The organism is Xanthomonas sp. 60 (assembly GCF_011761925.1).
On record NZ_JAASQW010000004.1, the window covers coordinates 327,731 to 343,000 of the forward strand.

Below are 15,270 nucleotides of genomic sequence, written 5' to 3' on the forward strand. Positions count from 1 at the left end.
CAGACGGTGAACGGTCAGCGGGTCGGGCCGGGGCAGGGGGCGTTGAGCGCCATGGATGGCGCGAGGCAAACCCGCAGGAGCGGCTTCTGCCGTCCCCTGCCACCTGTACCTGCCCGGCCCCGCATCACGGGACCCGCACCCGCTACGAGGGGTTCAGCCGTTCGCCAGCAGCCCCGCCGGCAACTGCATCGTGATGCAATGCAGGCTGCCGTTCTGCCAGATCAGCGAACGGCAGGGCACCTGCACGATCTCCCGTCCCGGGAACGCGGCCGCCAGGACATCGCGCGCCGCATCGTCAGCCGGATCGCCGTATGCCGGCATCAGCACCGCGCCATTGATGATCAGGAAGTTCGCATACGACGCCGCCAGCCGGCGGCCCTCGTCCAGCACTGGCTGCGGCCACGGCAGCGGGAACAGCCGGTACGGCTGCCCATCCACCGTCCGCAGCGCCGCCAGTTCATCGCCCATGGCCTGCAGCTCCGCATGGTGCGAGTCGTTCACGTCATCGCAGGCCTGGTAGACGATGCTGTCGGCCGACGCGAAACGCGCCAGCGTGTCGATGTGCGCGTCGGTGTCATCACCTTCCAGGTAGCCATGATCCAGCCACAACACGCGGTCCTGGTGCAGCCACTGCGCCAGATCCGCCGACAGGCTCTCGCGCTCGCGCGTCGGATGGCGCTCATGCAGGCATTTCCAGGTGGTCAGCAACGTGCCCTGGCCGTCGGTCTCGATCCCGCCACCTTCGAGTGCGAAGGCGATGCTGCGCACGTCCGCGCCGGTGAACACGTCGGCTTCCGCCAGGACGCCGACCAGCTGGTCATCCAGGCTGGCGTCGAACTTGCCGCCCCAGCCGGTGAAGCGGAAATCGAGCAGCTGGAAGCCGCCGTCCCCGCGCGCCAGCGTGATCGGGCCGGAATCGCGCAGCCAGGTGTCGTCGTAGGCCGCCGTCGTGAAGTGCACGCGCGCCATGTCGATGCGGTTGGAGCGCAGGCGCATTTCGGCGTAGGTCTCCACATCGTCATCGGCGACGCAGATCAGCACGGGCTGGAAGCGGGTGATCGCGGCCACCAGGGCGATATAGGTCTCTTCCACCTGGCCCAGGCGGTCGGCCCAGTCGGTGTCGGCCGTCGGCCAGGCAATCAGGACGCCGCTCTGGGCTTCCCACTCGGCAGGAAAACGAAGGGTCTGGTTCATGGTCTCACTTGCATTCGCCCGCACTGGCGGGCCGGGTTGTCAGCGGATCGGCGGTCGCGGACCGATCTCGTTCGGAGCTGCCTTGTTGGCCACCACGTCGATCACCTTCTGCTTCTCGAAATAGACGGTGAACTGCGGGTAGACCCAGCGGTTGATGGTCGGCCATTGCCGCTTCTGGCCACCGCGCGGATCAAGCTGCTCGGCCGGTGCGCCGAAGCGGGCCTGCACCTGCTGCATGCTCTCGCCCCGTGCCGGCAGCACCAGGGCAGGGCGCTCGGCCGCGCGGTCCACCAGCAGGGTGTCGGCCAGCGCGGGCGTGGCGGTGAAAACGGTGGCCAGTGCGGCCAGGCACAACAGACGATGCTTCATCCCGATCTACTCCCCAGTGGTCAAGAACGGCAATTACAGCATGAATAAAGCAGAAAGCCGCCCGGAGGCGGCTTTCGTCTTCAAACCGGCCCGCGAAGGCCCTGTCGATGGCCGCAAGGGCCAGCCGACTCAGCGCTGACGCGCCTTGAAACGCGGGTTCGACTTGCAGATGACGAAGATCTTGCCACGGCGACGCACGACCTTGCAGTCACGGTGACGGGCCTTCGCCGACTTCAGGGAGGACAGGACTTTCATGGCATACCTCGGCGTACACGTAAGTGTTGATGATTGCTCGGATGGAGCGTGTTCGAGTGGAGCGCGGCCGCGATATGCCGAAACAATCAGCGTTGACGCTCGTTCAAGCCCGCCATTCTACCGGGCTTTTCTCCATCGTTTCAAGTGGTTGCGCAGACGGCTCGCGGATGCGGCCCGGGGAGGGGCTAGAATGGCTTCTTCACCGCTGCTGGAAACCCCATGTCCGACCTCGTTCCCGTCCTGACCATCGACGGCCCCTCAGGGGCTGGCAAGGGTACCATCAGCCGCATCGTGGCGCGCCGCCTGGGCTGGCACTACCTGGATTCGGGGGCGCTGTACCGGGCGGTCGGGGTCGCGGCCAGCTGGGCCGACATCGATACCTCCGATGCCTCCGCGCTGGTGCGGTGCACCTTCGACACGCGGGTGCAGTTTGTCGAGCAGGGCGAAGCGATGCGGGTGCTGGTCAACGGCACCGATGCCACCGACGAGCTGCGGCTGGAAACCACGGGCGCGCTGGCCTCGGCCATTGCCGCCATCCCCGAGGTGCGCAGCGCCCTGAAGGACCGGCAGCGCGCATTCAGGCTGGCGCCGGGACTGGTCGCCGACGGCCGTGACATGGGGACGGTCATCTTCCCGGATGCCCCATTCAAGGTCTTCCTGACGGCCAGCGCCGGGGAGCGCGCGGAGCGCCGGCATAAGCAGTTGAATGACAAGGGGGTTTCTGTTAACTTTGAAGACCTCCTGCGCGAGATCATGGCCCGCGACGCCCGTGATGCACAGCGCACTGTGGCGCCCCTGAAGCCGGCAGACGATGCCGTCCTCATCGATACCACTGGTATCGGCATCGATGATGTCGTTGCACGAGTGATGGATCTGCTTCCGGTTCCGGCTGCCTGATCCGTTCGCACAGGAGTACCGCCCGCAGCATCGGCGGTCGTCGCGTTCAATCGCATCAACGTACCGCAGGCAGTAAACGCTCCGTCGCGCAATGATGCGTGGCGGTTTAACCACTTCACACACGGCCGCTTTTCCCGGGGTCGACCAACAGGCGGGCAGTCGGGCGTTCTTGAAGAGCACCGCTGGCCCATGTGATCAACAGAGTAAATCTAATGACCGAATCTTTTGCCGAACTGTTTGAAGCCAGCCAGGCCAATCTGGCCAAGCTGAAGCCGGGCTCGATCGTCAGCGGTACCGTCGTGGAAGTCCGCGGCGATGTCGTGGTGATCAACGCCGGGCTGAAGTCCGAAGGCATCGTGCCGATCGAACAGTTCCGTAACGACGCTGGCGAGATCGATGTCGCCGAAGGCGATATCGTCAAGGTCGCCCTCGATTCCATCGAGAACGGCTTCGGTGAGACCGTCCTGTCGCGCGAGAAGGCCAAGCGCGCGATGGTGTGGGACGAGCTGGAAGAAGCGTTGGAAAAGAACGAAACCATCACCGGTCGCATCAGCGGCAAGGTCAAGGGTGGTTTCACCGTGGACATCAAGGATGTCCGCGCCTTCCTGCCGGGTTCGCTGGTCGATGTGCGCCCCGTGCGCGATCCGGCCTACCTGGAAGGCAAGGAGCTGGAGTTCAAGCTGATCAAGCTGGACCGCAAGCGTAACAACGTCGTGGTGTCGCGCCGCGCTGTCGTCGAGAGCGAGCACTCGGAAGAGCGCGAGCAGCTGATGGACAAGCTGCAGGAAGGCGCGATCCTGAAGGGTGTCGTCAAGAACCTGACCGATTACGGCGCGTTCGTGGACCTGGGCGGTATCGACGGCCTGCTGCACATCACCGACATGGCCTGGAAGCGCGTGCGCCACCCGTCCGAAGTCGTCAACGTCGGCGACGAGCTGGACGTGCGCGTGCTGAAGTTCGACCGCGAGCGCAACCGCGTTTCGCTCGGCCTGAAGCAGCTGGGCGAGGATCCGTGGGACAACATCTCGCGTCGTTACCCGGCCAACAGCCGCGTGTTCGGCAAGGTCTCCAACGTGACCGATTACGGCGCGTTCGTCGAGATCGAGCCGGGCGTGGAAGGCCTGGTGCACGTGTCGGAAATGGATTGGACCAACAAGAACGTCAACCCGTCCAAGGTGGTGCAGGTTGGTGACGAAGTCGAAGTGATGGTGCTGGACTGCGACGAAGAGCGTCGCCGCATCTCGCTGGGCATGAAGCAGGTTGCCGCCAATCCGTGGGAAACCTTCGCTGCCACCCACAAGAAGGGTGACAAGGTGTCGGGCCAGATCAAGTCGATCACCGACTTCGGCATCTTCATCGGCCTGGACGGCGGTATCGACGGCCTGGTCCACCTGTCCGACATCAGCTGGGCGACCACTGGCGAAGACATCGTGCGCAACTTCAAGAAGGGCGACAACCTGGACGCCGTCGTCCTGGCCGTCGATCCGGAACGCGAGCGCATCAGCCTCGGCGTGAAGCAGCTTGAGCAGGACCCGTTCGGTCAGTTCATGGCGGTCAACCCGAAGGGTTCGAAGGTGGAAGGCGTGGTCAAGGAAGTTGACGCCAAGGGCGCCATCATCGACCTGGCCGACGGCATCGAGGGCTACGTGGCTGCCCGCGATATCTCGGTCGACCGCGTCGACGATGCGACCCAGCACCTGAAGGTTGGCGACAAGATCGAAGCCAAGTTCGTGGGCATGGACCGCAAGGGCCGTACCCTGCAGCTGTCGATCAAGGCGAAGGACGATGCCGAGATGCGTGAAGTGATGGACGAGTACCAGTCCTCTTCCGCAGCATCCGGTGGCATGACCCAGCTCGGCGCGCTGCTGCGTGCACAGCTGGGCGGCAACAAGTCCGAGTAATCGGCCTTACGCTGTGTAGTTTCCTGGACGGCCCGGGCAGAAGCCCGGGCCGTTTCAGGGTGGGGACCCCTGGAAAGAGCCTGCAATGACCAAATCCGAACTGATCGAAATCCTCGCGCGCCGCCAGGCGCACCTGAAGGCAGACGATGTCGATCTCGCGGTGAAGTCGTTGCTGGAGATGATGGGGGGCGCCCTGTCGGCCGGTGACCGGATCGAAATCCGGGGCTTCGGCAGTTTCTCGCTGCACTACCGTCCGCCGCGACTGGGCCGAAATCCGAAGACGGGTGAGTCGGTCGCGCTGCCGGGCAAGCATGTACCGCATTTCAAGCCAGGCAAGGAGCTGCGCGAGCGCGTCAGCGACGTGGCGCCGCAGGATGGCGAAACCGCCTGATCGGGCGCGATCCCCGATGCCGTTGTCGCATCGAGTCGGATATGCTGGCACCTCCCGAGGTTGGAGCTGTCACATGAACGTTTTTCGTCTTCTGGTCCTGCTGGCCGTGCTTGTGCTTGGCCTGATCGTGGGCGCCGTCAACATGACGCCGATGACGATCAACCTCGTTTTCACTGAGATCCACGCATCTGTCGGCGTGACGCTGATCACCGCGTTGCTGGTGGGCGTCGTGGTGGGGGCCGGTCTGGTTCTGGTCAGCGTGGTCATCCCGCTGTACGCCCGTCTGCGTCGCCTCAACCGTACCGCGCAGGTCAGCCCGGGTGCTGCCCCCGCTCCCTTCATTGATGGACGCTGAGCCAAGATGGAATTTGTTTCCGAGTATTTCTGGTATTTCCTGCTGGTTCCGCTGGCCGCTGTCGCCGGCTGGGTGATCGGCCGCCGGGGAGGCCAGCGGCATGGTGACAACCAGGTCAGCCGCCTTTCCACCACCTATTTCCGTGGCCTGAACTACCTGCTCAACGAGCAGCCGGACAAGGCCATCGAGCTGTTCCTGCACATTGCGGAACTGGACAAGGAAACGTTCGAAACCCAGGTCGCGCTCGGCCACCTGTTCCGCCGCCGCGGTGAGGTGGATCGCGCGATCCGCCTGCACCAGGGACTGGTCAACCGCGCCGACCTGAGTGATCCGCAGCGGGTCCAGGCCCTGCTGGCGCTGGGCGAGGACTACATGAAGTCCGGCCTGCTGGACAGGGCAGAGACGGTGTTCACCGACCTTGCGCAGATCGACCAGCGTGCGCCGCAGGCGCTCAAGCATCTGATCGGCATCTACCAGGCCGAGCGCGACTGGGAGAAAGCCATCGACAACGCCAGCCGCTTCGAGGAAGTGACCGGTGAGCCGATGGGCAAGCTGATCGCCCAGTTCGAATGCGAATTGGCCGAGCGCTTCCGCGGCGCTGGCAAGCTGGAGGAAGCCCGGGCGGCCATCGCGCGCGCCTACCAGGCCGATGCGATGTCGGTCCGTGCAGGCATCATCGAAGGACGCCTGGAAACCGATGCGGGCAATGCCGAGGCCGCAGTGCGTGCCTTCGAACGTGCCGCCCGCAACGATCCCGAGTACCTGCCCGAGGTCCTCGCCGCGCTGATGCAGAACTACCGGATCGTGGGCGATCTGGGGGGTGCACGCAGTTTCCTGTCGGAAATGACCGAGCACTACCGCGGCATCGCACCGGTGCTCGCGTTGGCCCGCCTGATGGAGGAGCAGGAAGGCATCGCGCCGGCCCGCGCCTATCTCGGCCGGCAGCTCAAGGATCGTCCCTCCGTCAGGGGCGAGGCCGCGCTGATCGACATGACGCTGGCGGAAGGGGCCGATTCCACGGCCACGCTGCATGATCTCAAGCACATCACCGACCAGTTGCTGGTGCGCAATCCGGCCTATCGCTGCACGCGCTGCGGCTTTGGCGCACGTACGCACCACTGGCAATGCCCCAGCTGCAAGGAATGGGGCACCGTCAAGCCGCTGTTGAACTACGCGGTGCTCTGAGCGATGGCGCCGCAGATGATCGCGCCGGCGCTGCTGGCGCTGGTCGGCTTGTCCGCTGCGCTGACCTGGGGCGCCCGCCGCTATGCGCTGCGGCGGCAGCTTCTGGACCAGCCCGGCGAGCGGCGCAGCCATCGGATCGCGACTCCGCGTGGTGGTGGCATCGCGATCGTGCTGACGGTGCTGACCGCGTGTGTGGTCGCGCTGATGATCGATCCGGCGTTCCTGCCGCCGCTGGGCCTTGTCATGACGGGATTGATGCTGGTCGCCGGGATCGGCTGGTGGGATGACCATCGACCGCTTCCTGCCCTCCAGCGCCTGGCCGTGCATCTCGTTGCATCGGCCCTGCTGTCCATCGCGGTTTATCTCGTTGGCGAAAACCTGCTGCAGGCGGTGCTGTTGTTCTTCGTAACGGCGGCCCTCATCAACCTGTGGAACTTCATGGATGGGATCAATGGCATCGCAAGCAGCCAGGCCATTGCGGCGGCCTTGGGCTTTGCCTGGGTTATGCCCGTGCCCTCATCGCTTGCGGCGCTGTGTGTCGCGGCCGCCTGCCTGGGCTTCCTGCCGTTCAACTTTCCACGTGCGCGGATCTTCATGGGGGATGTCGGCAGTGGCGCGCTGGGCTATCTCATGGCCGCACTGGTCGGCCTGGCCAGCTTGGCGACGGATATTGCCTGGCCGGCGCTGTTGCTGCCGCTTTCAGCTTTCCTTGTGGACGCCGGCTTCACACTACTGTCCCGCATGCTTTCTGGACAACGCTGGATGGAGCCCCATACGCAGCATGTCTATCAGCGCTGGGTCAAGGCAGGTGTAAGCCATGCACGCGTGACGGCCGGGTACTTCCTGTGTGGCCTGCTTGGCTCTACAGTGCTGGTGCTCTGCAGTCCGCTTGGGCCGACCCAGCAGGGCGTCGCGGCCATCGCCTGGTGGGTCGCCCTGACCGCTCTGTGGCGTGTTCAACGTGGTCGCCTGCGTGATTTTTGAGGATCAGTACTGCCTATGACTGCTCGGTGGAATCGTCTCATCGGCCTACTGCCTCGCAGTGCCATCGTGTGCCACGATCTGTTCATGGTCTGGGCCTGCTGGCAGCTGCTGCATGCCGGGCGCTATTCCGTTCTCCCCGATGCCCCGGCGCTTCCGCTGTGGAATGTGGACACCTCGCTGGTGCTGGCCATCCAGGCCATCGTTTTCTGGCGGGTGGGGCTTTACCGCGGCCTGTGGCGATTTGCCAGCGTGGCCGACCTCATCAACATCTTCCGGGCCAGTTTCATCGGTCTGGTGGCCATTGTCCTGACGCTGGCGTGGAAGCGCTTCGATGGGGTGCCGCTGTCGGTGCTGGTCATCTATCCCTTCGCGCTCTCGGCCCTGCTGGGCGCCCCGCGCCTGCTGTATCGGGCCTGGAAGGATTATCAGGCCCTCCAATCGGACAGCACCGCCAAGCGCGTGCTGATCCTGGGCGCCGGGCAGGCGGCGGAAGCGCTGGTACGCGATCTGCGCCGCTCCGGGGATTTCGAGCCGGTCGGCCTGCTTGATGATGCGCCGCACCTGCAGGGGGCCAAGCTGCAGGGCCTGCCGATCCTGGGCACCATCGACGATGCCGCCTCGTTCGCTCGCGAAACTGCCGCCAAGTTGATCGTTATCGCGATGCCGTCGCTGGATGCCGTGGGCATGCAGCGCGTGGTGTCGATCTGCGAAAGCACCGGTGTGCCGTTCCGCACGGTGCCCAAGCTCAGTGACATCCTGCAGGGCCAGTCCCTGCCGGGGCAGCTGAAGGAGGTCGCCATCGAGGACCTGCTCGGCCGCAAGCCGATCATGCCGGACTGGACCCTGATCCGTGGCTGGCTGGGCGGGCGCACGGTGCTGGTCACCGGCGCCGGCGGCTCCATCGGCTCGGAGCTGTGCCGCCAGTGTGCGCGGCATGGGGCAGGGCGCATCGTTCTGCTGGAGATGAGCGAACTGCTGCTGCTCACGATCGAAGCAGAGCTGCGCCGCAGTTTCCCGGACATCCATGTCGACGCGGTGCTGGGCGACTGCGGCGATCCGGCCGTGATCCGGCACGCGCTGTCCCTGCATCGGGTGGAAGCCACCTTCCATGCCGCGGCGTACAAGCAGGTGCCGGTGCTGGAGCGTCAGCTGCGCGAGGCGGTGCGCAACAACATTCTGGCGACCGAAACCGTGGCGCGTGCGTGCCTGGACGCCAAGGTGGGGCATTTCGTGTTCATTTCCACCGACAAGGCCGTCGATCCCGTGAACTCCCTCGGTGCGAGCAAACGCTACGCCGAGATGATCTGCCAGAGCCTGGACCAGAAATCCACGCATACGCGTTTTGTGACGGTGCGCTTCGGCAATGTGCTGGCCTCGGCCGGCAGCGTGGTGCCGCTGTTCCGCGACCAGATCATGAAGGGCGGGCCGGTCACCGTGACCGACCCGGAGGTCACGCGTTATTTCATGACCATTCCCGAGGCCTGCCAGCTGATCCTGCAGGCCGCCGCGTCGGCCTCTCACGGCGCGATCTACACCCTGGACATGGGCGAGCCGGTGCCGATCCGCGTGCTGGCGGAGCAGATGATCCGCCTGACCGGCAAGCAGCCGTACAAGGACATCGCGATCATCTACACCGGCCTGCGTCCGGGCGAGAAGCTGCACGAGACGCTGTTCTATTCAGACGAAGATTACCGCCCCACCTCGCACCCCAAGGTGCTCGAGGCCGGCGTGCGCAGCTTCTCGCGTGAGCTGGTGCTCAACAACCTGCCGCGCCTGCGCGAAGCGATCACCACCTACGACACCGCCGCCATCCAGGACATCCTGTTTGCGACCATGCCGGAATTTGATCCACTACAACAGGACGCACACATTCCCTCGGCTAATGTGGTCCCATTCCCCGCACGTGAAGCCAACAGGTAAGAGATGAGCAGCCGAATCAGAAAAGCGGTTTTCCCCGTGGCAGGCCTGGGCACGCGTTTCCTTCCGGCGACCAAGACGGTCCCGAAGGAAATGCTGCCGATCATCGATCGTCCCCTGATCCAGTACGCCGTAGACGAGGCCATCGAGGCCGGCTGCGATACGCTGATCTTCATCACCAACCGCTACAAGCATGCCGTCGCCGATTACTTCGACAAGGCCTATGAGCTTGAGCAGAAGCTGGAGCGCGCCGGTAAGACCGAGCAGCTGGAAATGATCCGCCACGTGCTGCCCAACGGTGTCCGCGCGGTGTTCGTGACACAGACCGAGGCACTGGGCCTGGGCCATGCCGTGCTGTGCGCCAAGGCGATCGTCGGTGACGAGCCCTTCGCCGTGCTGCTGCCGGACGACCTGATCTGGAACCGTGGCGACGGCGCGCTGAAGCAGATGGCCGACCTCAACGAGGCCACCGGTGCCAGCGTGATTGCGGTGGAAGACGTGCCGCACGCGCAGACCGCAAGCTACGGCATCGTGGCGACCGAGACCTTCGATGGGCGCAACGGCCGCATCTCGCAGATCGTTGAAAAGCCCAAGCCGGAAGACGCGCCGAGCGATCTGGCCGTGGTGGGACGCTACGTGCTGAGCCCGAAGATCTTCGAACTGCTGGAGGCCACGGGCACGGGTGCCGGTGGCGAGATCCAGCTGACCGATGCGATCGCGCAGCTGCTGCAGGATGAGCGTGTGGATGCTTATCGCTTCGAGGGGCGCCGCTTCGACTGCGGTACCCATCTGGGGCTGGTCGAGGCGACGATCCGCTTCGCGCTGAACAATCCGAAGCTGGCGGCGCCGGCGCGCGAGAAGCTCGCCGCGATGCTGGCAGAGTGAGTTCGGCGAGCGGCTGAGGCCCTCCTTGACTCGGGTTTGCCACCGGGAAAGAAAAACAGGAAAAAGCAGAAACAGAAAGGCGGCCACTGGCCGCCTTTCTGTTTCTTTCCGTTCCAGCTGAAGCAGCGTTTCTGCTCCGGTTCGGGTTCTCCAGCCACCCGCTGCGGTCTTCGCAGGGCAGGGCGGCCCTCGCCGTTCCCTGCCCACCCAACCCGCCCTCACCCGGCGGCACAACGTGCACCTTCACGTGCCCGAGCGTGCTGCCGGGGCGCAGCCCCGGCGCAACCCAATACTCAGAGCGCTTCGAAAATACCCGCAGCGCCCATCCCGGTACCGATGCACATCGTCACCATGCCGTACTTCTGCTGGCGACGACGCAGACCGTGCAGCAGCGTGGCGGTACGGATCGCACCGGTGGCACCCAGCGGGTGTCCCAGCGCGATCGCACCACCCAGTGGATTGACCTTGGCCGGATCCAGCCCGCAATCGCGGATCACCGCCAGCGACTGCGCAGCGAATGCCTCGTTGAGCTCGATCCAGTCCAGCTGGTCCTGGCTCAGGCCCGCCTGCTTCAGCGCCTTCGGAATCGCCGCGATCGGGCCGATGCCCATCACCTCCGGACGCACGCCGGCCACCGAGAAGCTGACGAAACGCGCCAGCGGGGTCAGGCCGTAATCCTTGATGGCCTGCTCGGAGGCCAGCAGCACCGCACCGGCGCCGTCGCTCATCTGCGAGGAATTGCCGGCCGTCACCGTGCCCCCGAACTGGCCGTTGCGGAACACCGGACGCAGCTTGGCCAGGCCCTCGGCCGAGGAATCCGGACGCGGGCCTTCGTCGGTGTCCAGCACCTTCTCACGGGTGATGATGCGGCGCCCATCCGCCAGGTCGGGCTGGCGCGTGCGCACTTCGTAGGGGCTGATCTCATCGCGGAACTCGCCGCCCTGGATCGCCGCGATGGCCTTCTGGTGCGAGGCGAGCGCGAACGCATCCTGGTCCTCGCGCGAGACCTTCCACTCCTCGGCCACTTTCTCGGCGGTGATGCCCATGCCGTAGGCGATGGCCACGTGGTCGTTGTCGAACACGCTCGGCGCCATCGCGATCTTGTTGCCCATCATCGGCACCATCGACATCGATTCGGTACCGCCGGCCAGCATCAGGTCGGCATTGCCAAGGCGGATCGCATCGGCGGCCTGGGCCACGGCCTGCAGGCCGGAGGAGCAGAAGCGGTTCACGGTCTGCGCCGCGATGGTATCCGGCAGGCCGGCCAGCAGCACGCCGATGCGTGCCACGTTCATGCCCTGCTCGGCTTCCGGCATGGCACAGCCGATGATGGCATCGTCGATGCGGCTGACGTCCACGCCGGGCGCCTGGGCCACGACGCTGCGCAGCACGTGCGCGAGCATGTCATCCGGACGGGTGTTGCGGAACATGCCCTTGGGCGCCTTGCCGACCGGCGTGCGGGTGGCGGCGACGATGTAGGCGTCCTGGATTTGCTTGGTCATTGCAGTGATCTCTTGAATAGGGGCGGGAAGCGCGCGCCGGCGCAGGGCCGGCGCAGCCTGTCTTCCATCAGTTGCGCAGCGGCTTGCCGGTCTTGAGCATGTGCGCGATGCGGGCCTGGGTCTTTTCCTGCTGGGCCAGTTCGACGAAATGCCTGCGTTCCAGCGTCAGCAGCCACTCCTCGTCCACCAGCGTGCCGCGGTCCACTTCGCCACCACACACCACGGTGGCGATGCGCACGGCGATTTCGTAGTCGTAGGGGCTGATGAAACGGCCCTCGAGCATGTTGACCAGCATCATCTTGAACGTCGCGATGCCGACATCGCCGGCCACCTGGATGCGGCGCGCGGGCATCGGCGGACGGTAGCCGCCCTCGGCCAGCGCACGCACTTCAGCCTTGGCGATGTGCAGCAGTTCATGGCTGTTGAACACCACCTTGTCGGTGGCGCGCATCAGGCCCAGCTCCTGCGCGTTGACCGCCGAGTTGGACACCTTGGCCATGGCCACGGTCTCGAAGGTCTTCTTCAGTTCGGCGAAGACATCACCGCCCGGACCGGCCGCCTGCGAAGCGCGCACCGCGAGTTCCTTCAGGCCGCCACCGGCGGGCAGCAGGCCGACGCCGGCCTCGACCAGACCGATGTAGCTTTCCAGCGACGCCACGCTTTTGGCGCTGTGCATCTGGAATTCGCAGCCACCGCCAAGCGCCAGGCCGCGCACGGCGGCCACCACGGGCACCAGCGAATACTTGATCGCCTGGCTGGTGCGCTGGAAGTTGTGCACCATCGCCTCGAACTGTTCGACCTTCCCGGCCTGCAGCAGCCCGAGGGCACCGGCCAGGTCCGCACCGGCGGAGAACGGTTCCTTCTGCTGCCAGATCACCAGGCCCTTGAACTCCTTCTCCGCACGCTTGATGGCTTCCTGCAGGCCATCGAGCACGTGGTCGGACACGGTGTTCATCTTGGTCTTGAAACTCACCACGGCGATATCGTCGCCGTCGTGCCACAGGCGTACGCCCTCATTCTCCCAGACCGTCTCGCCCTGGGCGAACTGCTCGCCCAGCAGCGGGTCGGGGAAGCGCTGGCGCTGGTAGACCGGCAGCGAAGAGCGCGGCAGCTTGGCGTTGCGCGTCGGGCTGTAGCTGCCTTCGGCGGCATGCACGCCGTCGCGGCCATCGAACACCCAGTCCGGCAGCGGCGCACTGCTCATGCTCTTGCCGGCCACGATGTCATCGGCGATCCACTGCGCGACCTGCTTCCAACCGGCGGCCTGCCACGTTTCAAACGGGCCGAGCGACCAGCCGTAGCCCCAGCGGATGGCCAGGTCCACATCGCGCGCGGTTTCGGCGATGTCGGCAAGGTGGTAGGCGCTGTAGTGGAACAGGTCACGGAAGGTCGCCCACAGGAACTGCGCCTGCGGGTGCTGGCTTTCGCGCAGCTTGGCGAACTTCTCGGCCGGGTTCTTGATCTTCAGGATCTCGACCACTTCCGGTGCGGCGGTGCGGTCGGCAGCGCGGTAGTCCTGCTTTTCCAGGTCCAGGACCATGATGTCCTTGCCGACCTTGCGGGAGATGCCCGCGCCGGTCTTCTGGCCCAGCGCGCCCTTGGAGATCAGCGCGTCCAGCCATTTCGGCGACGTGAAGAACGCATGCCACGGATCATCGGGAAGGGTGTCGCCCATGGTCTTGATGACGTGGGCCATGGTGTCCAGGCCGACCACGTCGGAGGTGCGGTAGGTGGCCGATTTCGGGCGACCGACCAGCGGGCCGGTCAGGCCGTCCACTTCATCGAAGCCCAGGCCGAATTCCTGCGTGTGGTGAATGGTGGAGAGGATCGAGAACACGCCGATGCGGTTGCCGATGAAGTTCGGGGTGTCCTTGGCGTACACCACGCCCTTGCCGAGGGTGGTCACCAGGAAGGCTTCCAGCCCTTCGAGCACCGATTTGTCCGTGGTGCTGGCGGGGATGAGCTCGGCCAGGTGCATGTAGCGTGGCGGGTTGAAGAAGTGCACGCCGCAGAAGCGGTGGCGCAGCTGCTCGGGCAGCACGTCGGCCAGCTTGTTGATGCCCAGGCCGGAGGTGTTGGAGGCCAGCACGGCGTGGTCGGCCACGAACGGCGCGATCTTCTTGTAGAGGTCCTGCTTCCAGTCCATGCGCTCGGCGATGGCTTCGATGATCAGGTCGCAGTCCTTGAGCTGCTCCAGGCCCGTTTCATAATTGGCCGGAGTGATCGCTTCGGCGTAGGTCTTGCTGGCGAGCGGGGCAGGGCTGAGCTTGCCCAGGTTGGCGATGGCCTTGAGCACGATGCCGTCGGCGGGGCCTTCCTTGGCGGGCAGGTCGAACAGCACGGTGTCGACGCCCGCATTGGTGAGGTGGGCGGCGATCTGGGCACCCATGACGCCGGCACCCAGCACGGCGGCGCGGCGGACTTGCAGGGAATTGGACATGTCGATAAGCCTTGGTTGGTCAGCAGTTACTGGGTGGAAAGTGTCTGGCGGGCGCCATTGGCTGCAGGCGCGGAGGTATTGCGCGCGGCTGCACGGAAACCGGCTTCGGCGAAATGGATGAGCTCGCGCGCGGCCTGCGCGCGATGATTGGCTTCGGACACACCGGCGGGGCGCTTGATCAGGCCGAAATCCGCCATGGCGTAGGTCAGCGAGCCGGCAAGGAAATCCAGCCGCCAGTAAAGTTCTTCCTTGCTCAGTTCCGGCACGCAGGCCGCGATGGCCTTGCCGAAATCGCGCAGCACATGACCGTAGTGGTCGGAAAGGAAGGTGCGCAGGCTGTCGTTCTTTTCGGCGTAGGCGCGCGCGATGACCCGCACGAAGGCACCACCGCTCTGGCGGTCCTGCGCCATCGCCAGCGCGGGCTCCACGAATGCGGCCAGCACCGCGCGCAGATCACCGGGCTGGGTGGTGCGGGCGGCGTCCAGCTGGGTCATGCGGGCGGCAGTCATCTCGTCCATGCGGCGACGGAAGACCTCATTGACCAGGTTTTCCTTGGATCCGAAGTGGTAGTTGACTGCCGCTATGTTGACATCGGCCTGGGCCGTCACTTGGCGCAGTGAGGTGCCGGCAAAGCCATGTAACGCGAACAGCGCTTCGGCAGCGCCGAGGATGCGGTCCTTGGTGGAAAAGTGGGCGGGCTTGACCATGGCGGCGGTTCATTCAAACGATTGTTTGATCCTAGTACCAAACGGGGGCGTATGGCAAATCGCGCGTTTTCCTGTGGGGGAGGGGTCGGGCGAACGGCTGGGCCCCTCGTGGCGGCGCTTGATCATTGGGTGTGCGTTGCTTGGCTGGGCGGGCGGCGGCGGCGGGGGACGGCAAAAGCTGCATCCTGCGTGCCTCGCGTCGCGCCATCCCTGGCGCGACACGCCCCCGCCGCCCCCCCCCCCCCCCCCCCCCCCACCCCCCCGGCGCCGCCACCGAAGTAAAAATAA

14 protein-coding genes are annotated in these 15,270 nt (G+C 65.4%); 8 read left to right on the forward strand and 6 right to left on the reverse strand.

Annotated features, from left to right (window positions below; all coding sequences use genetic code 11):
- Positions 1–153: 153 nt before the first annotated feature.
- The 3 genes from FHY09_RS11230 to ykgO all read right to left on the reverse strand — a co-directional run bounded on the left by FHY09_RS11230 (position 154) and on the right by ykgO (position 1,818).
- Positions 154–1,194: an agmatine deiminase family protein gene (locus FHY09_RS11230; RefSeq protein ID WP_166926953.1), complete on the reverse strand. Its 1,041-nt coding sequence runs from the start codon at positions 1,192–1,194 to the stop codon at positions 154–156.
- A 39-nt stretch (positions 1,195–1,233) separates the two neighbouring features.
- Positions 1,234–1,563, reverse strand: a complete 330-nt coding sequence (locus FHY09_RS11235) for a hypothetical protein (RefSeq protein WP_166926954.1) — start codon at positions 1,561–1,563, stop codon at positions 1,234–1,236.
- Positions 1,564–1,692: 129 nt separating this feature from the next.
- Positions 1,693–1,818, reverse strand: a complete 126-nt coding sequence (gene ykgO, locus FHY09_RS11240; RefSeq protein WP_005409283.1) for a type B 50S ribosomal protein L36 — start codon at positions 1,816–1,818, stop codon at positions 1,693–1,695.
- Between the two features lie 219 nt (positions 1,819–2,037).
- On the opposite strand from ykgO, the gene cmk reads away from it, so the two are divergent.
- The 8 genes from cmk to galU all read left to right on the forward strand — a co-directional run bounded on the left by cmk (position 2,038) and on the right by galU (position 10,333).
- The gene (gene cmk / locus FHY09_RS11245) at positions 2,038–2,715 is read left to right on the forward strand and encodes a (d)CMP kinase (protein ID WP_166926955.1); all 678 of its coding nucleotides are present in this window, start codon (positions 2,038–2,040) and stop codon (positions 2,713–2,715) included.
- Positions 2,716–2,927: 212 nt separating this feature from the next.
- Entirely contained in the window at positions 2,928–4,616 is a 1,689-nt protein-coding gene (rpsA, locus tag FHY09_RS11250; protein ID WP_166926956.1) for a 30S ribosomal protein S1, read from the forward strand.
- A gap of 85 nt (positions 4,617–4,701) precedes the next feature.
- Positions 4,702–5,007: an integration host factor subunit beta gene (locus FHY09_RS11255; protein WP_166926957.1), complete on the forward strand. Its 306-nt coding sequence runs from the start codon at positions 4,702–4,704 to the stop codon at positions 5,005–5,007.
- A gap of 73 nt (positions 5,008–5,080) precedes the next feature.
- Positions 5,081–5,362, forward strand: coding sequence for a lipopolysaccharide assembly protein LapA domain-containing protein (locus FHY09_RS11260; RefSeq protein WP_166926958.1), 282 nt, complete (start codon positions 5,081–5,083; stop codon positions 5,360–5,362).
- A 6-nt stretch (positions 5,363–5,368) separates the two neighbouring features.
- Positions 5,369–6,547: a lipopolysaccharide assembly protein LapB gene (gene lapB / locus FHY09_RS11265; RefSeq protein WP_166926959.1), complete on the forward strand. Its 1,179-nt coding sequence runs from the start codon at positions 5,369–5,371 to the stop codon at positions 6,545–6,547.
- 3 nt (positions 6,548–6,550) lie between these two features.
- Positions 6,551–7,531: an MraY family glycosyltransferase gene (locus tag FHY09_RS11270; protein WP_166926960.1), complete on the forward strand. Its 981-nt coding sequence runs from the start codon at positions 6,551–6,553 to the stop codon at positions 7,529–7,531.
- A 15-nt stretch (positions 7,532–7,546) separates the two neighbouring features.
- A complete protein-coding gene (locus tag FHY09_RS11275; protein WP_166926961.1) occupies positions 7,547–9,451 on the forward strand; it encodes a nucleoside-diphosphate sugar epimerase/dehydratase in 1,905 nt (634 codons plus the stop codon).
- Between the two features lie 3 nt (positions 9,452–9,454).
- Positions 9,455–10,333, forward strand: a complete 879-nt coding sequence (gene galU, locus FHY09_RS11280; protein ID WP_166926962.1) for a UTP--glucose-1-phosphate uridylyltransferase GalU — start codon at positions 9,455–9,457, stop codon at positions 10,331–10,333.
- 293 nt (positions 10,334–10,626) lie between these two features.
- On the opposite strand, the gene FHY09_RS11285 is transcribed toward galU, so the two are convergent.
- From FHY09_RS11285 to FHY09_RS11295, 3 genes are all read right to left on the reverse strand, one after another.
- Positions 10,627–11,835, reverse strand: coding sequence for an acetyl-CoA C-acyltransferase (locus tag FHY09_RS11285; RefSeq protein ID WP_166926963.1), 1,209 nt, complete (start codon positions 11,833–11,835; stop codon positions 10,627–10,629).
- A 67-nt stretch (positions 11,836–11,902) separates the two neighbouring features.
- Positions 11,903–14,275: a 3-hydroxyacyl-CoA dehydrogenase/enoyl-CoA hydratase family protein gene (locus tag FHY09_RS11290; protein WP_166926964.1), complete on the reverse strand. Its 2,373-nt coding sequence runs from the start codon at positions 14,273–14,275 to the stop codon at positions 11,903–11,905.
- A gap of 26 nt (positions 14,276–14,301) precedes the next feature.
- The gene (locus FHY09_RS11295; protein WP_166926965.1) at positions 14,302–14,982 is read right to left on the reverse strand and encodes a TetR family transcriptional regulator; all 681 of its coding nucleotides are present in this window, start codon (positions 14,980–14,982) and stop codon (positions 14,302–14,304) included.
- Between the last annotated feature and the right edge of the window lie 288 nt (positions 14,983–15,270).